The 17,773-nt window shown below is 42.6% G+C and carries 22 protein-coding genes; 17 read left to right on the forward strand and 5 right to left on the reverse strand.

Annotated elements, in window-relative coordinates:
* Positions 1 to 45: 45 nt before the first annotated feature.
* The 6 genes from DN068_RS02160 to DN068_RS02185 all read left to right on the forward strand — a co-directional run bounded on the left by DN068_RS02160 (position 46) and on the right by DN068_RS02185 (position 5,173).
* Positions 46 to 516: an OsmC family protein gene (locus DN068_RS02160; RefSeq protein ID WP_110997499.1), complete on the forward strand. Its 471-nt coding sequence runs from the start codon at positions 46 to 48 to the stop codon at positions 514 to 516.
* A gap of 131 nt (positions 517 to 647) precedes the next feature.
* On the forward strand, positions 648 to 1,433 hold the full coding sequence (locus DN068_RS02165) for an ABC transporter ATP-binding protein (protein ID WP_110997244.1): 786 nt from the start codon (positions 648 to 650) through the stop codon (positions 1,431 to 1,433).
* 29 nt (positions 1,434 to 1,462) lie between these two features.
* On the forward strand, positions 1,463 to 1,678 hold the full coding sequence (locus tag DN068_RS02170; RefSeq protein WP_110997245.1) for a hypothetical protein: 216 nt from the start codon (positions 1,463 to 1,465) through the stop codon (positions 1,676 to 1,678).
* 226 nt (positions 1,679 to 1,904) lie between these two features.
* A complete protein-coding gene (locus tag DN068_RS02175; protein WP_110997246.1) occupies positions 1,905 to 2,483 on the forward strand; it encodes a DUF1579 domain-containing protein in 579 nt (192 codons plus the stop codon).
* A 463-nt stretch (positions 2,484 to 2,946) separates the two neighbouring features.
* Entirely contained in the window at positions 2,947 to 3,834 is an 888-nt protein-coding gene (gene sucD, locus DN068_RS02180; protein ID WP_110997500.1) for a succinate--CoA ligase subunit alpha, read from the forward strand.
* Between the two features lie 250 nt (positions 3,835 to 4,084).
* On the forward strand, positions 4,085 to 5,173 hold the full coding sequence (locus DN068_RS02185) for an anhydro-N-acetylmuramic acid kinase (protein WP_110997247.1): 1,089 nt from the start codon (positions 4,085 to 4,087) through the stop codon (positions 5,171 to 5,173).
* A gap of 205 nt (positions 5,174 to 5,378) precedes the next feature.
* On the opposite strand, the gene DN068_RS02190 is transcribed toward DN068_RS02185, so the two are convergent.
* The 3 genes from DN068_RS02190 to DN068_RS02200 are packed head-to-tail and all read right to left on the reverse strand — an operon-like array spanning position 5,379 to position 7,306.
* The gene (locus DN068_RS02190; RefSeq protein ID WP_110997248.1) at positions 5,379 to 6,116 is read right to left on the reverse strand and encodes a hypothetical protein; all 738 of its coding nucleotides are present in this window, start codon (positions 6,114 to 6,116) and stop codon (positions 5,379 to 5,381) included.
* Between the two features lie 5 nt (positions 6,117 to 6,121).
* Positions 6,122 to 6,544: a transthyretin-like family protein gene (locus DN068_RS02195; protein ID WP_110997249.1), complete on the reverse strand. Its 423-nt coding sequence runs from the start codon at positions 6,542 to 6,544 to the stop codon at positions 6,122 to 6,124.
* The gene (locus tag DN068_RS02200) at positions 6,545 to 7,306 is read right to left on the reverse strand and encodes a carboxypeptidase-like regulatory domain-containing protein (RefSeq protein ID WP_123985206.1); all 762 of its coding nucleotides are present in this window, start codon (positions 7,304 to 7,306) and stop codon (positions 6,545 to 6,547) included. It abuts the gene before it with no gap.
* A gap of 401 nt (positions 7,307 to 7,707) precedes the next feature.
* Between DN068_RS02200 and DN068_RS02205 the strand changes: the two genes are divergently transcribed.
* Genes DN068_RS02205 through DN068_RS02215 form a run of 3 tightly spaced genes read left to right on the forward strand, consistent with a single transcriptional unit; the run spans position 7,708 to position 8,813 of the window.
* Positions 7,708 to 7,914 (forward strand): hypothetical protein, encoded by a 207-nt coding sequence (locus DN068_RS02205; protein WP_110997251.1) that lies wholly within the window; start codon positions 7,708 to 7,710, stop codon positions 7,912 to 7,914.
* 29 nt (positions 7,915 to 7,943) lie between these two features.
* Positions 7,944 to 8,327 carry a GreA/GreB family elongation factor gene (locus tag DN068_RS02210; protein ID WP_110997252.1) on the forward strand — a complete coding sequence of 128 codons (384 nt, stop codon included), beginning with the start codon at positions 7,944 to 7,946 and terminating at the stop codon, positions 8,325 to 8,327.
* An 18-nt stretch (positions 8,328 to 8,345) separates the two neighbouring features.
* Positions 8,346 to 8,813 (forward strand): hypothetical protein, encoded by a 468-nt coding sequence (locus DN068_RS02215; RefSeq protein ID WP_123985207.1) that lies wholly within the window; start codon positions 8,346 to 8,348, stop codon positions 8,811 to 8,813.
* Positions 8,814 to 9,003: 190 nt separating this feature from the next.
* Here the strand turns inward: DN068_RS02215 and DN068_RS02220 are convergent, their stop codons facing one another.
* The gene (locus tag DN068_RS02220) at positions 9,004 to 9,369 is read right to left on the reverse strand and encodes a CoA-binding protein (protein ID WP_110997254.1); all 366 of its coding nucleotides are present in this window, start codon (positions 9,367 to 9,369) and stop codon (positions 9,004 to 9,006) included.
* Positions 9,370 to 9,524: 155 nt separating this feature from the next.
* Between DN068_RS02220 and DN068_RS02225 the strand changes: the two genes are divergently transcribed.
* Positions 9,525 to 10,703 carry a thiolase family protein gene (locus DN068_RS02225; RefSeq protein ID WP_110997255.1) on the forward strand — a complete coding sequence of 393 codons (1,179 nt, stop codon included), beginning with the start codon at positions 9,525 to 9,527 and terminating at the stop codon, positions 10,701 to 10,703.
* A 238-nt stretch (positions 10,704 to 10,941) separates the two neighbouring features.
* Here DN068_RS02225 and DN068_RS02230 read toward each other — a convergent pair whose 3' ends face one another.
* Positions 10,942 to 11,709: a DUF2490 domain-containing protein gene (locus DN068_RS02230; protein ID WP_165836254.1), complete on the reverse strand. Its 768-nt coding sequence runs from the start codon at positions 11,707 to 11,709 to the stop codon at positions 10,942 to 10,944.
* Positions 11,710 to 11,743: 34 nt separating this feature from the next.
* Between DN068_RS02230 and DN068_RS02235 the strand changes: the two genes are divergently transcribed.
* From DN068_RS02235 to DN068_RS02265, 7 genes are all read left to right on the forward strand, one after another.
* A complete protein-coding gene (locus DN068_RS02235; RefSeq protein ID WP_165836255.1) occupies positions 11,744 to 12,097 on the forward strand; it encodes a hypothetical protein in 354 nt (117 codons plus the stop codon).
* A gap of 77 nt (positions 12,098 to 12,174) precedes the next feature.
* Positions 12,175 to 14,625 (forward strand): TonB-dependent receptor, encoded by a 2,451-nt coding sequence (locus tag DN068_RS02240; RefSeq protein ID WP_207798833.1) that lies wholly within the window; start codon positions 12,175 to 12,177, stop codon positions 14,623 to 14,625.
* A 122-nt stretch (positions 14,626 to 14,747) separates the two neighbouring features.
* The gene (locus DN068_RS02245) at positions 14,748 to 15,011 is read left to right on the forward strand and encodes a hypothetical protein (RefSeq protein WP_207798834.1); all 264 of its coding nucleotides are present in this window, start codon (positions 14,748 to 14,750) and stop codon (positions 15,009 to 15,011) included.
* 240 nt (positions 15,012 to 15,251) lie between these two features.
* Positions 15,252 to 15,929: a sensor histidine kinase gene (locus DN068_RS02250; protein WP_110997259.1), complete on the forward strand. Its 678-nt coding sequence runs from the start codon at positions 15,252 to 15,254 to the stop codon at positions 15,927 to 15,929.
* Positions 15,930 to 15,933: 4 nt separating this feature from the next.
* Positions 15,934 to 16,653: a LytR/AlgR family response regulator transcription factor gene (locus DN068_RS02255; protein WP_110997260.1), complete on the forward strand. Its 720-nt coding sequence runs from the start codon at positions 15,934 to 15,936 to the stop codon at positions 16,651 to 16,653.
* Positions 16,654 to 16,960: 307 nt separating this feature from the next.
* On the forward strand, positions 16,961 to 17,170 hold the full coding sequence (locus DN068_RS02260) for a class I lanthipeptide (RefSeq protein WP_110997261.1): 210 nt from the start codon (positions 16,961 to 16,963) through the stop codon (positions 17,168 to 17,170).
* Between the two features lie 131 nt (positions 17,171 to 17,301).
* Positions 17,302 to 17,670, forward strand: coding sequence for a class I lanthipeptide (locus tag DN068_RS02265; protein WP_110997262.1), 369 nt, complete (start codon positions 17,302 to 17,304; stop codon positions 17,668 to 17,670).
* The last annotated feature ends 103 nt before the right edge of the window (positions 17,671 to 17,773 follow it).

Raw genomic sequence — 17,773 nt, forward strand, 5'->3', positions numbered from 1 at the left:
TATTGGGAAGCTTTAAGCATTATGCTTGGAGCTTTCCTCGTTTTTATGAAGCAACATCAATATCAAACCTCACTAGTCTGGACTGGCAACATAGGTGAGGGGACCCAAAGCTACAGGTCTTATAATCGTGCCTACACTATTTCTGTAAAAGGAAAATCAGATATCTTGGGTTCTTCTGATCCTGCTTTTCTGGGTGACGCTTCCAGGCATAATCCAGAAGAGATGCTGGTGATGTCTTTATCGTCCTGCCATATGCTCTGGTATCTGCATTTATGTGCGGAAGCAGGTGTTATAGTGATCGATTATCAAGACAATGCGGTTGGCTTTATGCAGGAAAATGCTGATGGCAGCGGACAGTTCACAAAAGTTGTTTTACATCCTGCGGTAAAAGTAAAGGACCCGGCGATGATGGAAATGGCCAATGAGCTTCATGAAAAAGCCCACGAAATGTGTTTCATCGCCCGGTCTTGTAATTTCCCCGTTTTCATCGCTCAAAGCTCAACGCCCGAAGCCTGACGCTTTCCTTTGTTTTGCCATTGTAGGTTAATAGGAGGAGCTTTCAGCTTTCAGCGCTGAACTAAATGAGTGTTTTAGGTCTTAAGCTTTGAGCTTTAAGCTTTATCTTTGGTTACTCATAAATCAGTGGAATGATCGAAGTAAAGAATCTCCGGAAGAGTTTTGGCGATAAATTGGTGATAAATGATGTGTCGGCAGTAATGCAGTCGGGCAAAACAAATCTGATCATCGGCACGAGTGGTAGTGGAAAAACAGTATTGATGAAAATCATGGTTGGTCTCATGACGCCGGATGTGGGTGAAGTGCTGTACGAAGGGAAGAATATCGTTGATATGGAAGAGAAAGAACTGAAGGAGATACGTACGCAGATCGGAATGTTGTTTCAGGGCTCGGCGCTGTTTGACAGTAAAACAGTGGAAGAAAATGTGATGTTCCCACTAGATATGTTTACCAAACAATCGAAAGCTGACAAGCGTAAACGCGTGACCGAAGTGCTGAGCCGTGTAAACCTTGATGGTTCCAACAAAAAATTTCCCTCAGAGATCAGTGGCGGTATGAAAAAGCGCGTAGCGCTGGCACGGGCTATTGTACTTAATCCAAAATATCTTTTCTGTGATGAACCGAACTCGGGTCTTGATCCGCAGACTTCACTCGTGATAGATAAATTGATCAAGGAAATCACGCTGGAATATAATATCACTACGGTGATCAATACGCATGATATGAATACGGTAATGGAAAGCGGTGACCATATTGTGTACATGCATAAAGGCAACAAACGTTGGGAGGGTTCCAATAAGGAGATCGTTTTCAGCGATGATCAGGAACTTAATAATTTTATTTTCGCTTCAGACTTTCTCAAAAAAGCAAAAGAAATGAGTATGATTGAGGCGCAGGGGCAGTCACCAAAGCGTTAACGGATTTAAACAATCAAAATTTGAAGCTAATGATGAACACAGATATTTTAATGCTCTATAAACAATTGGAACAAATGGAGCCCACCAAGGAAATAATTCAATTGAAGAGCCAGATAAAAGAACGCCTGTATCAGAATCTGCGTATGCACTTTTTGGAATTGTCAAGCATCGGACGTGTAATTGGTTACGATGAATTGCAGGAAGAATTGAAAAAAGCGATTGAACTAATAGAATTACAGAAATAGGAAGGCGCTCACGATGGGCGTTAGAAATTGCATAAGTCGCAATTAAAATAGAAAGTTTATTTTTTATATATTTACGCAAAAGGCTGAAGGCTTTTTGCGTTTTTTATTTAGTCGTAAATATAATTTACGGTAGTAAATCGACGATCATATTAACCTATTTTCCTGTCTTCCTTGTCCCAAATACGCGTTAGTATTTTTCTTTAAATCAAATTTAAATAGCAAAATCATGAAAAAACTCGTACTTCTTCTTTTAGCGGTGGCCGGCCTTTCCGTGACAAAAACACTGGCTCAGATGGACGATGCCTCGATGAAGGCAATGCAGGCTTATATGACACCGGGCGATATGCAAAAAATGCTGGCGAAATCGGATGGTAACTGGAATGCGGATATTACGATGTGGATGGATCCTACGGGTGCGCCTACCAAAACGAAGGGTACCTGTGTTAATCGTATGATATTGGGTGGTCGCTATCAGGAATCGATCAACAAAAGTACATTTAATGGTATGCCGTTTGAGGGCCGCTCGCTGGTAGGCTACGACAATGCCAAGAAAGTATTTGTCTACAACTGGATTGATAATATGGGCACCGGAATGATGACGATGGAAGGGAAGTGGAATGCTGCAACCAAAACAGTTGAATTTATGGGCACAATGGTAGACCCGAGCAGCGGCAATGATATGAAAGTGCGGGAAACATTTCAGCTGATCGATAATGACCATCAGAAAATGGAAATGTATATGGTAATGCCTGGCGGCCAGGATATGAAAACGATGGAGATCACTTTTACACGTGCTAAAAAATAGAGTAGTAACCTGTTGATATTCAGATATTGTAAAAATATTGTCAGAATAATTCAGGGAAACAATAAAATAATACTAAATTTAAATAGTTAAGGCCGGAGGAATCCGGCCTTCTTTTCCCAATTCGAAAAGTGTATACCCATTACAACTTCTCTGTACTTTATTTTTTTATGATAAAAGAGCAGGCCAACGGCGCTGCTCTTTTTCTATTAAGATTGAGTCGCTTGTGTGGCTTATAAGTATGTTTGTAGGGTTTAAAGGGTTTACAGGGGCCCTTTGATATATAAGACGACGTAAAGTGTCAATTCGTTGGCGCGCAATTAAAAAAAGTTTTTCGGCATTCGTTTTTCGTGCTTTCAAATTTGCTTTTGACCTTATTTCCCTTAATTTTGCCCGCGTTAAGCTATGTCTTGAAAAAGACAGAGAATATCCGCAAACAAATAATCAACAACTAACAACTGATAAGATGGCTGTTTTAGTTAATAAAGGTTCCAAAGTCATTGTACAGGGCTTTACAGGTACGGAAGGTTCATTCCATGCTACTCAGATGATCGAATACGGTACCAACGTAGTTGGTGGTGTAACGCCGGGTAAAGGCGGCCAGACGCACCTCGATCGTCCGGTGTTCAACACAGTAAATGATGCTGTAAAAAACACAGGTGCTGACGTTTCTATCATCTTCGTACCGCCGGCATTTGCTGCTGATTCTATCATGGAAGCTGCTGACGCAGGTATTAAAGTAATCATCTGTATCACTGAAGGTATTCCGGTACAAGACATGGTAAAAGCGAAAGCTTACACTGCTGGCAGAGATTGTCGCCTGATCGGACCAAACTGTCCGGGTGTTATCACTGCGGGTGAAGCGAAAGTTGGTATCATGCCAGGTTTCGTTTTCAAACCAGGTCGCATCGGTATCGTTTCCAAATCAGGAACGTTGACTTACGAAGCTGCTGATCAGACTGTGAAAGCTGGTATGGGAATCTCTACAGCGATCGGTATCGGTGGTGATCCAATCATCGGTACAACTACTAAAGAAGCAGTAGAAATGCTGATGAACGATCCTGAAACTGACGGTATCATCATGATCGGTGAAATCGGCGGTACTATGGAAGCTGAAGCTGCAAAATGGCTGAAAGATAACATGCGTAAACCAGTAGTTGGTTTCATCGCTGGTCAGACTGCGCCTGCAGGCCGTCGTATGGGCCACGCCGGTGCCATCATCGGTGGTGCTGACGATACAGCTGCTGCTAAAATGAAAATCATGGAAGAATGCGGTATCCACGTTGTTGCAAGCCCTGCTAACATCGGCAAAACAATGGCTGAAGCACTGAAAGGCGCTGCAGTTACTGCATAAGAAATAACGGTTAGTAAATACAATATAAAATCCCGGAAGTAATCGCTTCCGGGATTTTTTTTGCTTTTCGTGAAAGTTTGGCACAAAGATTGCGGTACACTAATTAGAAAATAGCAAACCTGCATAAAGATGTTTTCATGGTGATAGATTTAAGATGCCCGGAATTCTTTCCGGGCTTTTTTATGTTTGCAATCGCTGTGTCGCTAATTTTCATTTGACATCGTGCTAATAACAGGTACTTTTGCAGCCTATGATTTATAAAGTGATCGGCCTGATGTCCGGAAGCTCGCTGGACGGCCTCGATATCGTTTATACACATCTTGAAGAAGTTCGCGGACAATGGTCTTTTGAAATAAAAAATGTTGCTTGCCTGCCGTACAGTACGGATTGGAATAACCATCTGCGTGGCGCATTAAAACTGAACATTGCAGATTTCCTGAAATTACATACCCGCTATGGACATTATCTCGGCGAACAGGTAAATACGTTTATTACCGAAAACGCACTGGATCATAAAGTAGATTTTATTGCGTCTCATGGTCATACCATTTTTCATCAGCCTAAAGAAAAAACAACTTTTCAGTTGGGCGATGGTGCGGCTATTGCTGCTGTTACAGATCTTCCCGTAATCAGTGACCTGCGCGCGCTGGACGTTGCGCTCGGCGGCCAGGGTGCGCCAATTGTGCCTGTGGGGGATAAACTGCTTTTTGCGGGTTATGATTATCTGCTTAATATCGGTGGTATCGCAAACCTGACCGTGAAAAACGGTGAAGAGCTCATGGCATTCGATGTTTGTCCGGCTAACCAGGTACTAAATGCATTGGCACAACGACTAGGGAAAGACTTTGACGAATACGGTAACCTTGCGGCTTCTGGCAGTTTATTGATGGATGTAATAGGTGACTTAAATGAGCAACCTTATTATAAACAAACTGGTCCGAAATCGCTGAGCAATGAAATGGCAATGGAGCTGGTTTTTCCGTCATTGATGGAAAGTGGCCATAGCACGGAAGATATGTTACATACCATGGTACAGCATATTGCTGATCAGGTGGCAGCTGCGGTAGCACAAAATCGGGTAGCAACATCACCTGCGAAAATGCTGGTAACCGGCGGCGGCGCTTTCAATCCGTTTTTGGTACACAAAATCCAGGAAGCGTTGGGTGAGCATGTGAATGTGATTGTGCCTGATGAAAATGTGATCAAGTTTAAAGAAGCAGTTGTAATGGCGCTGATTGGCACTTTGCGCTGGCGCGAAGAAAATAATGTGTACAGCAGCGTAACAGGTGCTTCGAGAGATAGCATTGGCGGCGCGTTGTGGATGGGGCATTCTTACTAAGTCAAAAATCAAAAGTCAAAACCTCAGATTTGTGTGAGTAGTCAGTTGTGAGTATTGCATGCGTTTGTTGTGTCGACATCAGGGGGCATATTGCGAATTGGAGTGAATTTTAATAAATGGAAAACATCTGATGTTTGACTAGAATAATTATGAAAGGCGCGCAAGCGCCTTTTTGCGTTTAGGGGAAAATTGCATGGCTTAAAATTCAGTAAGGCATGTTTTTGATTTGCTCGCGCGTGAAAGTGCTGTTGGGACCAGGATGTTGATTGTTTACAAGAGGTCTCATATAAAATACTCCCATGATCGGTCGTTTACCCATTTCCAGCGATATGCTCAGTTTAGTTTTTGATTGATCAAATGGGACGGTGACAGGAAGATGACCCATGTATTGAACTTGCAACAGGATGTTTGTCGTGTCGCTGATATGCGGAAATAAAATTTCAAAGTTTCCGTCAATGTCGGTGACGTTATTGCCGATGATTTTGTCGTACTGTTTGACATTTACTACGGCATTGATAGCGGGCTGTTTTGTCGCGTCTAAAACAGTTCCTTTAATAATAAAGCTGTCAATTCCTGTTGTGTCATTTTGTTGTGTAAATACATTCTGCTCCATCAGTGGCGGCTTTGGTCTTGCGTGTGTTGTAGACAATTGCGTAAAAATCAATCCAAGCCCCAATGCAATTGCGATGCGATATAATCTTGTCGGTTTTTGTGTCGGTAATTGAATCGCACGATTCAATTGGTCTGCTTGAAATCTCCCGCAAACAGATTGGATGTTTTTTGAGAGGAAAGCATATAAATCCGCATCGCTCCATGTCGTAAAATCAATCACTGACTTCTGGCAATGCGCGCAGAAGTGGCCTTTAGCATCTGGTGTCATTGCGTCCCAGTCTTGTGTGCAAGGTTCCGGAACCGAAAGTCGGAAGTTTGTTTGGCGCTTCATAAAATTCAGTAAGGCATGTTTTTGATTTGCTCGCGATAAAGCCTGGTTACGTTTGGAGGAAGAATCCAGCCGCAGTATAGGATATGCCAGTAATAGGGATCAATGTCCATGCGTATATAGTGCCGCCAGCTTACGTCGGCATAAACGTAGGATTCGTTATTCAGATAAAACCTGGATGTGGTGCGTACCCAGAAACGTTTGTCATCATCATCGGCGACCAGAAATTGAAAGTGACCATTTGAGTCTGTAAACTGAGTAGCGATTTTTGTCTTTTTATAAAACAGTTCCACTTTTGCATTTTGCAATGCTCCCGGAGCGCCCATTACTTTTCCTCTGATAGTATCAACGCCACATTTGTCCTGAGCTTTGCAAAACAAATGGCAAAGAATCAGTGGCAAAAGCAGAGAATAACGTTTTCGGGCTTTCATCTAATATGCTGTGTGGTTGATTTGCTCGCGGGAAAATATTGAGTTGGTACCGGGACGTGCTGGATCGGCTACTGGACGTACATATTTCATGATTACTTCTCCTGTCAATACATTGCTAGATTTTTCTAGCGAAAAATTTAGTAAGATATTGTTTTGATTGAGGCTGTCGATAGTAATAGTTGTTCTGTGACATCCTGCATATTGAGCCGTTACCGTAAATTTTCCCTTCGGTTTATTATGAAATATGATTGTGTAGTTCCCATCGATATCAGTGAATTGGCCACCAATGGAAATGTCATTTTGCTGTACGTTAATGATTGCGCCTATTGCGGGCTGTTTCGTGGCATCCAATACTATCCCTCTGATCACCAGACTGTCACTTCCTGTCGTATCATTTTGTGGTACTTCTTGTACAAACATATTCTGCTCCATCAGCGGTGGCTTCGGTCTGGCATGCATTTCCGGTAATTGAGAAAACATCAAACTTAGCCCCAATGCAATTGCAATACGATACAAATTTGTTGGTTTTTGCACCGGTAGCTGAATGTTACGATCTAGTTGACGCGAAAGAAATCTTCCACAAACAGAATGATTATTCTTCAAAAAGAAGGCATGCAAATCTGCATCGTTCCATGCAGTAAAATCAATTACTGATTTCTGGCAATGCACACAAAGGCGACCTTGCGTGTCGGGCGTCATCTCATCCCAGTCTTGTGAGCAAGGTTCGGGAATGGAGAGTTGTATAGGATTGTTTTTCTTCAAAAGAGAATAATTTCTGGTACTAAAATAATATAGTTTTATTGCGCTGCAATGCTTGTTCCGTCAGGCTTCTGTAAGATTTTAGAACGTGTTTAAAAATAAGTAGAAATACGTTTTAACTTTTTTGTTACATTTAATAGTCCATCTTCGTAAGAATCGTGCAGACGAGAAACGCACATATTAACAAGCGATGTTTTGCTCCTTGCAATCATGAAGCCACCCTGGTGGTCAATGCTTCTGTGCTTCCTTTTTTATGTTTCTGCAAAAAACTGTATTACTGCTCCAATTTTAAGGACTTCAATACACAAGCCCCGGCCTGCTAACAACCAACAATTATCTCATTAGGTCCGGGGAGTTCGTCATTCAACGCAATTCCATTTTCGTTTTACGCTAACAGGAAAATTATGTTCCGAAAACTGTCAAAAGTTTCGGCGCGCAGTATTGTACTCTGGGCATTATTCAGCCTGGATGTCATGATACTTACCGGCGCATTATTAAGCAGTCATGAGGAGCTCTGGCTGTTATCTGCCGTGCTCTCGCTGGGCATCCTGTCGTTATTTGCTGCGTGGAAAGAAGAGGAATGTCAGAATCTCAATGACGAAGACGAATAAGTTTTTCTTTTTTCCTAAAACCATAAATTATGATGGACAGACAAAATCCGGTAGTACTTACCGAAGCAGATTATCAGCTGCTGCGCCCGTATATGAGCCGGCTGAGCGAAAATGATGAAATGTCACTGGCGCACGAACTCAAACGCGCAATCATTGTTCAGAAAGATGCATTTCCAGCACATGGGATTGGTATTAATTCAAAAGTAGTAGTGGAAGATTTGGATACGCACCGGACTTCCGAGTTGATCATTGTGATGCCGGAATATGCAGATATTAAGCAGCGGAAAGTATCGGTATTAGCGCCTTTAGCTACCGCATTAATCGGCTTCAGGAAAGGCGAAGAAGTTATCTGGAAAATGCCAGGTGGCCTGCGCCATTTTTTTATCAAAGACGTTATTAATCAATCCGCTTAAAACTAAAAATCAAACCACATGAATAATCATCTCCTAATTGTCGCAGGTACCTGCGCTGCTTTGTTATTGCCTGTTGTGCTCATTATTTTCCGAGGACGCCGAATGCACAAACGGAAACAGGAACTGCTGATAAACGCAATCGAGGCACTGGCTACCCGTGAAAAGCTCTTCATTACAGAACGGCAGCAGTGGCGTAATCGCATCCTGGGTATGGATCGTATTAATAAAATGCTCGTGCTTGTATGGATGAACGAGGGCGTTATGGAAGAGCATCTGATTCCGATTAATGAAATCAACTACTGCAATGTATTTCAGAAGACGAGTGGTAAATCGCATATACAAGCCATCCTGCTTGAACTGACGTTTCGCAGTAAGCAATTATCGCCACTTCAAATTCCTTTTTACGAAGAAATTCACGATGGCATTTTTGAAATGAAGCGATTGGCAGAAAGGGCTGAGTATTGGAAGAAGGCACTTAATAATTGATGATTTGTGATTGGTTGAGTAGGGAATGGGCATGGTGAATGGTCAAATGTTAAAACGTGAAACGTCAGATGTGAAACGTCAGATGTTTGAGCGGTCGCACATCTGTAATGCATTTGTCATGCTGAGCGGAGCCGAAGCATTGCGGATGGGGCAAGTCAGACATCAGCGATTTTTGGTTTTGACTCTTTGATTAATACTGCCCCGTTCCCAACAACACCAGGGTACACGCTTCCATCGTCTGAATGCCCTCTTTTTCGGCGAGATGCTCTAATTCTTCGTTTTCAGTCCCCGGATTGAAAATGATGCGTTTGGGTTTCACCGAAAGGATATAATCGTAATAAGCTTTCTGGTTTTGTGGATTCAGGTATAAGGTAATGGTATCTATATCGTGCACATCCGGATGTTCCGTGATGATGTCAACATCTTCCACCTTTCCCTTTCGGTTGCCGATGGCAACGACAGAGTGGTTGTGCTGGCGAAGGCGGTGAATGGCCATATTGCTGTAACGTTCTCTGTTTTCTGAAGCCCCGATTACCATTGTTTTTTTCTCTGACATAATTCTTTTTAAATTAACTATACAAAGTTATGCCATGAAGATACAAGGGAAAAATGAGCTATATATTTTGACTATGCACACTGCGAAAACAATCGAAATCAGCTTTCGATATTTGATTGCATTTCCTAACTTTAGAGAGTAATCAAACTTATACCATGCAGGCCGCTTATATAATTGCAGGATACCGTACAGCTGTCGGAAAATCAAAACGCGGAGGCTTTCGCTTTTATCGCCCGGATGATCTGGCTGTAGACGTTATCAAAGGATTGCTGGCATCTTTGCCACAGCTGGACCCCAAACAGGTCGACGATGTGATTGTGGGCACGGCAGTGCCGGAGGCGGAACAGGGATTACAGGTTGGCCGTATTATCGCAAATAAAGCGGTAGGGCAACATGCAGCCGGTGTAACCATTAACCGTTACTGCGCTTCTGGTTTTGATGCAATTGCGATTGCCTCAGCGAGAATCCAGGCAGGCCAGGCAGATTGTATTATCGCAGGCGGTACCGAAAGTATGAGTCTGGTGCCAACTGCGGGCTGGCGTACGATGCCTAATTATCAGTTCCAGCAGGATAACGGCGATTATTACCTCAGCATGGGGCTTACAGCAGAGCAAGTTGCCGGTGATTTTAAAGTATCGCGGGAAGATCAGGATGCATTTGCTTATCGTTCGCACCAGCGCGCTTTAAACGCAATTAAAGAAGGTTATTTTAAATCAGGGATCATGCCCATCACCGTAAAGGAAATTTACGTGGATGAAAAAGGCAAAAGAAAAGAACGTGCGTTTGTTGTGGATACAGATGAAGGGCCGCGTGCAGATACTTCTGTAGAAGCATTGGCGAAATTACCTGCGGTATTTGCTGCAGGTGGTTCGGTAACGGCGGGTAATTCTTCACAAACATCAGACGGCGCCGCTTTTGCAATTGTTATGAGTGAACGTCTGATGAATCAGCTCGGATTAAAACCATGGGGCAGAGTAGTAGGTTGCGCCAGTGCCGGAGTGGATCCGCGCATTATGGGTGTTGGTCCGATAGCGGCCGTGCCGAAAGTACTGAAGCAAACTGGTATGAACCTGAGCGATATTGATCTGATTGAACTCAATGAAGCTTTCGCCTCACAATCTTTAGCTGTGATTCGCGAACTGGGTATCGATATGGAAAAAGTAAACATCAACGGTGGCGCTATTTCTTTGGGTCATCCGTTAGGGTGTACCGGCGCCAAATTGACTATTCAGAATCTTCATGACCTCGAACGCCTTAATAAACGTTATGGCATGATTACTGCCTGCGTTGGTGGCGGACAGGGAATTGCGGGGATTATCGAATTAATACGGTAATTAATGTAGGGAATGTGCTTTTTGAATGTGGTGAATGTGATAAATCTGTCGGACGCATTTCTGAACAGCTCAAATTTTAGAATTAGGAATTTGGAAATAGAAAAGGGTCGATTAGCGTCGACCCTTTTCCTCTATTATAATGTTGGTAACATTTATCACATTACTTACATTTTTTCATCGGTATAATTATAATACTGGCAACACATTAACCACATTTAATCACATTCGTCACATTCTCTTACTTAGTAACATAAAGATTCACAATCGGACCCTGATTATACTGATATACCGGATGGCCGTTTACGGGTGCCGGTTGTTGTACGATCTGATTCAGATAACCCGCTTCGAAGCGGAAATTTTTATTCATCCGGTAGCCTGCCAACAAACCAAGACGGTTTTGGTCAAACACGTTCTGATTTACATTTTTTCCGAAGCCTATTAATATCTCATCAAAGGCCGCTACATAAAATGTCTTATCCTCGATTTTCTTGCGATTGATTGCCACATCGGTGCGTAGTTGGTAACGTGCACGGTTCAGATACATCCAGCTTTCCACTTTTCCACTTTCGCCTTTCTGGTTGATTTGTCCCAGCCAGCGCTGTTCCAGACGAAGTCTGTGACTGAAATTGAAAATGCCTGTGGTGCCGGTAAATCCAACTTGCTCCGTAATGCGGTGTTCCGGAAACGGATATGGTCCCCAGGGATAATCACCGATTGGATAAGACATGGTAAAGCAATACAAAATTGCTGCGGTGCCACCTTTATCGAAATGGTATTGCACACCAGCGCGTGCCAGTAATTGTTGCCAGTCTGTAATGATATTGTTGCGGCGCCACTGAAATTCCGGGATAATCGAAATATGTTTACTGATATTGAAGGTGCCAAATACATTGTACCAACCAATGTCGTTATAAGTGCTAAGCCTTTGTGCGGAAGCATTTTGCGCTAAAGCAAAAGACAAACAGATAGTAGTGGTTAGTTTTAACTTTTTGTAAAATCCCCCCATTCTCACGTTTTTTAATTGATTGACAATAATATCTTTGCAAAAACTCAGACCGCAATATAAGGTGGGTAAACGAATTGCACATATTGTATTTTCTACATGGCTGGCGATCATCCTGATGTTCGGGACGACGCCCATGGAGTTCGTGCACTCGTTCGCGCATCACCAGGATACGGTTGATCACAAACATCCGCATGGATTGGCGTTCGAAAACAAACACCATCACTGTGATTTCCTGAGTTTTCAGTTAATGCCTTTTGACGGTGCCATTCATATTCCACGGATTTCTTTTATAGCACCGGTTTTTATCACACAACAAGACGCCGTGCAAGTACATTTTGTACAGCGCAAAATTGTACGGACCTCACTCCGGGGGCCACCGGTAGTATAGCCTTTTGCTGAAATAATACTTTTCACAGGTATCAATGGATACGTGTGCTTTATCGTACAACATTTTCAAAACAGACTATGCTATATCAATTGAGAAGCCTGCTGCTTTTATGCGGCCTGCTTTGCCTTACTATATTTACAGCCAGTGCAGGTAATATTAATGCCGGAAAATTAAAGGGAAAAATTACTGACGAACAGAATGTACCGCTCACGGGCGCTGTTATTTCTATTCCGGATCTGCATGTTGGTGCTACCGCTGACAGTAATGGAGATTATGTTATCTCAAATATTCCGCAGGGAAAATATCTGGTGGAAGTGCGCATGCTGAGTTATGCGAATATCACCGAAGCGGTGACTATAAGCGGTGTTACAACTCATGATTTTAAACTGAAAGAAACCGTATTAGAACGCAATGAAGTTGTGATTACAGGAACTAGTCTGGCGACGGAAGAACGCAAAAGCGTGACGCCGATCCAGAGCATCCGTATGAAACAATTGCAGGAAAACATCTCTACGAATATCATCGATGCCATCACCAAATTGCCCGGTGTCAGCCAGTTAACGACAGGTCCTGCGGTTTCTAAACCAATTATTCGCGGTCTGGGATACAACCGTATTATAACACTCAATGACGGCGTTCGTCAGGAAGGGCAACAGTGGGGAGATGAACATGGTATTGAGATCGATGATTATAATGTTTCGCGTATTGAAGTGCTGAAAGGTCCGGCTTCCCTGGCCTATGGATCAGACGCGTTGGCTGGTGTGATTAATATCATTTCTGATGATCCATTACCTGAAGGGAAAATTCGTGGCAATGTAACTGCAAATTATCAGACCAATAACGGACAAGAAGCGATTCACGCACAGCTCGGCGGCAACAATAATGGCATCGTCTGGAATGGTTACTACACAGGTAAACGGGCGCATGATTATAAAAATCCTTACGACGGTTATGTGTTTGATTCACGTTATCACAATAACAACTTTGGTGCAACGATTGGGATGAATAAAAAATGGGGTTCATCGAAATTGAGCTTTACCTCATTTAATCAGATTCTGGGTATTTCAGAAGGTGAGCGTGATAGTGCAACAGGGAAATTTATCAAAGCAGTAGACGATAACGGCGTGCCGGGAGAAGCAATTGTTACAGACGATGACGGTCGCTCTTACAGTCGTGCTACGCCATCGCAGCAGATCAACCACCAGAAATTAGTCTGGGCAAATAATTTGTATTTCAACAACGGCGGCCGTATTGGTTTGACATTGGGTTATCAACAGAATTCACGCAAAGAATTTGAAGACGTTTTAAATCCGACAACACCGGGTTTATCATTTTTGTTGAAAACTTACAGTTATGACCTCAAATATTTCTTTCCCGTTTGGAAAGGCTGGCAGGTTACTTCAGGTATAAATGGCATGGTGCAGCATAACGAAAACAAAGGCAACGAGTTTTTAATTCCAGACTATAATTTGTTTGATATCGGTGGGTATGCAATTGCAAAAAAAGATTGGAAACGCTGGTCTGTGTCTGGTGGTTTACGTTACAATTACCGCAAGATTACCAGCGATGCACTGTATACTGATTCTAGTGGTGAAAGAACTAGTGGTCCTGTAGCTGGCGGTGAACAACGTTTTCAGCAGTTCAACACAAGTTTTTCCAACATCTCCGGAAGTCTCGGCGCAAGTTATGCATTGACCGAAAAAACAATTTTGAAATTCAATTTCGCGAGCGGTTTCCGTGCACCAAATATTGCAGAGCTTTCAGCAAATGGTGTGCATGAGGGAACCATCCGCTATGAATACGGTAATCTTGGGCTGAAGCCTGAAACCAGCTTTCAGGGCGATATCGGGATCAACTGGAGCTCTGATCACGTGCAAATAAACGGCGCAGTGTTTTATAACCATATCCAGAATTTTATTTACATCCGCAAACTGCTGAATGCATCGGGTAAAGATTCTATTCCGGAACAAAACAATGATCAGGGTTATCCCGCATTCATCTACGATCAAACCAATGCAACGCTTTATGGTGGCGAATTGTACGTAGATCTGCATCCGCATCCGTTTGACTGGCTGCATCTGGAAAATACGTTTTCTTATGTACGCGGTGTAACCAGCAACAACACCGACAGTACTCATAATCTGCCATACATTCCGGCCGCGAGATGGCTGATAGAGCTGCGCGCGCAGCAAAAGAAAATGGGTAGCTTCCTGCGCAATGTGTATGCTAAAGTGGGCGTCGATATCAACTTTGCACAGAATAATGTGTTCACCGCTTACAATACAGAGACCGCTTCGCCGGGTTATACATTGCTGAATGCTGGTGTTGGAATGGATTTCGTAGGTAAAAAACAAAACACTTTGTTTACACTCACGCTGGCTGCGCAAAACCTGACCGACGTGGCTTATCAGAATCATTTAAGCCGTTTGCGCTACGCAGATATTAACTATGTAACAGGCCGTCAAGGCATCTTTAATATGGGGCGAAGCTTCAGTATAACGGTTTCGGTACCGCTAGATATAAAATAATGACAATTTATAGGTCTCTGATCTATTTTTCACAACTGCCTGTCATGAAAATTGATAGGCAGTTTTTTGTTTAGAACCTCCTATTTTGGTAAATTCAGTGTGCTCTTAAAATGTTTTTTACGATGGCAACACTCATTTCAAAAGAAGAAATTCCTACCTATAAATTAGTACCTGCTTTTATTGATAAAACTCAAACCTGGTTAAGAGAACTTGGGTATGCAGTGCGGTTGGGAAATTCCTTCAAAGGAAAAACAGCGATTACTTTTGAAACCACCAACGGGCCACGCACCGTTGAAACGACAGTTTGGTATGTAGACGAAAGATTCATGCAATTGAAAGGCGGAACAGTGATTCCGTTGCAAAGTGTAATTGATATGCACTTCTGACAGAGGGGAATAATAACAGATTATAGGTTGTAGCGATTCACGTCCTTCGGGGCGAGGGTGATGTTTGCCTTGTGCGTACGCTGTAGGGCTGAATTTGTATGTGGCAATTTGAAGCCTTTAATTTGAGGCCGGAAAGGGAATGGCACAACGAATTAATTTTGCTCTATATTTGCTCCCTGCGGAACACCAACCCTGATTTTCGCAGAACTAGTTTAGACCCTCAATTTTTCGCTATACCTTATGCAACAAAGACCTTTTGAATCGTTACGGCAGTTACCCAACAAATCATTAAATGAGCATGTCTCAGAACTGCCAGGGAGAAAACGAAGACAATCAGAATCAGAAAGCGCGCTACTCCGGAGTCAGATAACGCCGCATTTCCTGTACAACACTCTCAATTTTTTCTATGCAAAATCATTACGGTTATCCGATGAATTAGCTGACGGCATCATGAAGCTATCGGAAATCATGCATTATTCTTTGCGAAAGCATGATGCTGAAGGATTAGCTATTTTGAATGAAGAGTTAGATCACATTCACAATGTTCTTGACTTAGCCCGATTCCGGTTTAGCGACAAGCTTTATCTGGAAACCGATTTTGACATATTTGACAACAATCTCAAAACAATTCCATTTCTCTTTATTACACTGGTGGAGAATATCCTGAAACATGGAGATCTCTCAGATGGTAATTATCCGGCAAAGGTGTCTATTAAACAATCTGACGACAACACTATCTGTTATGCATCTACCAATAAAAAGCGGCGTAGCATAGCGGAAAAAACTACGAGTGTTGGCCTTGCCTATGTGGCGTCTCAGCTCAAAGATACCTTTGGAAATAACGGCTACCGGATGACCGTTGTCGAAGATGAACAGCAATATTTTATTACGGTTTCATTGCCTGTTGTAAAACGATAGCTATATGATCCGCTGCGTCATCTTAGATGATGAGGAGCATGCATTGGATGTGTTGACACAACATATCCAACGGCATGGTCAATTCTCATTAATAGCTGCAACGACTAGCATCACGGAGGTTTTAAAACTTGCGTCTGATGGTGCTATGGATTTGTTGTTCCTCGATATTGACATGCCTGGTATTTCCGGGCTTGAACTGGCGAAATTAGTTGTCGATCAATGCGAGATAATATTTACCACCGGTTGTCCTGATTGTGCGCTGAATAGCTATGAAATTGGTGCGATCGACTATTTGCTGAAGCCGATATCGTATACGCGATTTTTAAAGGCAGCGTTAAAAGCGCGTGGGTTTATAAAAAGAACAAAAAGTGAAGCGTCGTCTGTAACAGGTTTTTTTTATGTCAAGACCGGTATAAAGAACAGTGTGGTGAAAATTGCCATCGACAAGATCACGCACGTCGAAGGGCTTCAGAACTACGTTGGCATTTATCATGAAGGGAAAAAGACGATGGCTTACTTAACGCTAAAAGAGCTGGAAGCTGCATTGCCAAACGATCGTTTTGTGCGGGTGCATAGATCCTTTATCGTTTCCATTGCAGCAATCGTGAAAATAGAAAACAACTGTATAGAGTTAAACGATGTTAAGGATGTAATAAATGTCGGAGAAAGCTATAAAACAAAACTCTGGGAGATGGTTCGCAAACATACGCTCGGTGGTAGCTAAACTAGTGATTAATCCCTGTTAAAAGCAGATTGACATAAAACGTCTGGGGAAATTGAAAATGCCTGCTACATTCGGAAAAACGTTATGAGCGGGTGGTCTAAGATCAAACCGGGCAGGATATATATGCTGATATGCCTTTGCAGCGTGTAACTATATTGTGATGGACGTTGATGCAGATGTCGAATGCCAGTCGCCGGCTGCAATGGGCGGCGCTCAAAAATGCAAACAGCAACCGTGCCTGTACACGGCGTAAATGACAGCGTAGCCTCTGACGATTATCGGGGCACAATTGCTAAAAAATAGAGCAATGAAGAAAACAAAAATTGATGCGGCGAAATTGAAGCTGCACAAAGAAAAAATTTTAAATCTGACAAGTGAACAGATGAATGAGGTTAAAGGTGGTGGCACTTTGTGGAGTCTTATTGGCTGCTGTAAAAGCACAGTAGAGCCTGATCCTACGCCTGATCCAAGTCCGTCTACTATTAGAAGAGATAGTTATTGTATCTGTACCGTTTAGTTGCAGCGGTTTAAATCTTTAGGATGCCGGAGTAGTACATTTATAACAACTGTACTACCGACCGGAAATCCTAAAACTGCGGTTTAGTCTTGCGGCCAAACCGGGTATGAAGTGGTTACTGACATACCTTTTTGCAGCATGTAACTATCGGTGAAGGTACTAAAGTAACTGCGAAATGCCAGTCGCCGGCTGTAATGGGCGACTTACAAGTGCAAACAGCAGACGTGCCTGTACACGGTATAAATGACAGCGCGGTTTTATTGCGACAGGAAAACAGAATCGCTTTAAGTGAATCAGCAATGAAAAAAGTAGAACTGAATGTAGCCAAACTGCAATTGCACAAGGACAAAGTTTCCAATTTGACAAATGAACAAATGAATGAAATTAAAGGCGGTGGTATTTTATGGAGTTTAATTGGTTGTTGCCAAAGTGTAGTGGAACCACCTCAAACATCTCGAACGTACGACGATAGCCAATGTATTTGTACACCGAAGAATTAGATTGTGGATGAACTGTAGCGTAAATAAATAAGCTATAATTTTTACCATATTTCAGAGTCAACATGCAACGGCTATCATTTAGTTATAGCCGTTGTTTTTTGTT

Source organism: Taibaiella soli (genome assembly GCF_003236175.1).
Taxonomy (GTDB): Bacteria; Bacteroidota; Bacteroidia; order Chitinophagales; family Chitinophagaceae; genus QKTW01.

Coding starts and splice junctions, on each gene's coding strand:
- DN068_RS02240 (WP_207798833.1), top strand. CDS start 12,175: ATGCTATATCAATTGAGAAGCCTGCTGCTTTTATGCGGCCTGCTTTGC.
- DN068_RS02185 (WP_110997247.1), top strand. CDS start 4,085: ATGATTTATAAAGTGATCGGCCTGATGTCCGGAAGCTCGCTGGACGGC.
- DN068_RS02190 (WP_110997248.1), bottom strand. CDS start 6,116: ATGAAGCGCCAAACAAACTTCCGACTTTCGGTTCCGGAACCTTGCACA.
- DN068_RS02230 (WP_165836254.1), bottom strand. CDS start 11,709: ATGGGGGGATTTTACAAAAAGTTAAAACTAACCACTACTATCTGTTTG.
- DN068_RS02210 (WP_110997252.1), top strand. CDS start 7,944: ATGATGGACAGACAAAATCCGGTAGTACTTACCGAAGCAGATTATCAG.
- DN068_RS02160 (WP_110997499.1), top strand. CDS start 46: ATGAAGCAACATCAATATCAAACCTCACTAGTCTGGACTGGCAACATA.
- DN068_RS02250 (WP_110997259.1), top strand. CDS start 15,252: ATGCAACAAAGACCTTTTGAATCGTTACGGCAGTTACCCAACAAATCA.
- DN068_RS02170 (WP_110997245.1), top strand. CDS start 1,463: ATGATGAACACAGATATTTTAATGCTCTATAAACAATTGGAACAAATG.
- DN068_RS02175 (WP_110997246.1), top strand. CDS start 1,905: ATGAAAAAACTCGTACTTCTTCTTTTAGCGGTGGCCGGCCTTTCCGTG.
- DN068_RS02165 (WP_110997244.1), top strand. CDS start 648: ATGATCGAAGTAAAGAATCTCCGGAAGAGTTTTGGCGATAAATTGGTG.
- DN068_RS02195 (WP_110997249.1), bottom strand. CDS start 6,544: ATGAAAGCCCGAAAACGTTATTCTCTGCTTTTGCCACTGATTCTTTGC.
- DN068_RS02220 (WP_110997254.1), bottom strand. CDS start 9,369: ATGTCAGAGAAAAAAACAATGGTAATCGGGGCTTCAGAAAACAGAGAA.
- DN068_RS02215 (WP_123985207.1), top strand. CDS start 8,346: ATGAATAATCATCTCCTAATTGTCGCAGGTACCTGCGCTGCTTTGTTA.
- DN068_RS02255 (WP_110997260.1), top strand. CDS start 15,934: ATGATCCGCTGCGTCATCTTAGATGATGAGGAGCATGCATTGGATGTG.
- DN068_RS02205 (WP_110997251.1), top strand. CDS start 7,708: ATGTTCCGAAAACTGTCAAAAGTTTCGGCGCGCAGTATTGTACTCTGG.
- sucD (WP_110997500.1), top strand. CDS start 2,947: ATGGCTGTTTTAGTTAATAAAGGTTCCAAAGTCATTGTACAGGGCTTT.
- DN068_RS02225 (WP_110997255.1), top strand. CDS start 9,525: ATGCAGGCCGCTTATATAATTGCAGGATACCGTACAGCTGTCGGAAAA.
- DN068_RS02260 (WP_110997261.1), top strand. CDS start 16,961: ATGAAGAAAACAAAAATTGATGCGGCGAAATTGAAGCTGCACAAAGAA.
- DN068_RS02245 (WP_207798834.1), top strand. CDS start 14,748: ATGGCAACACTCATTTCAAAAGAAGAAATTCCTACCTATAAATTAGTA.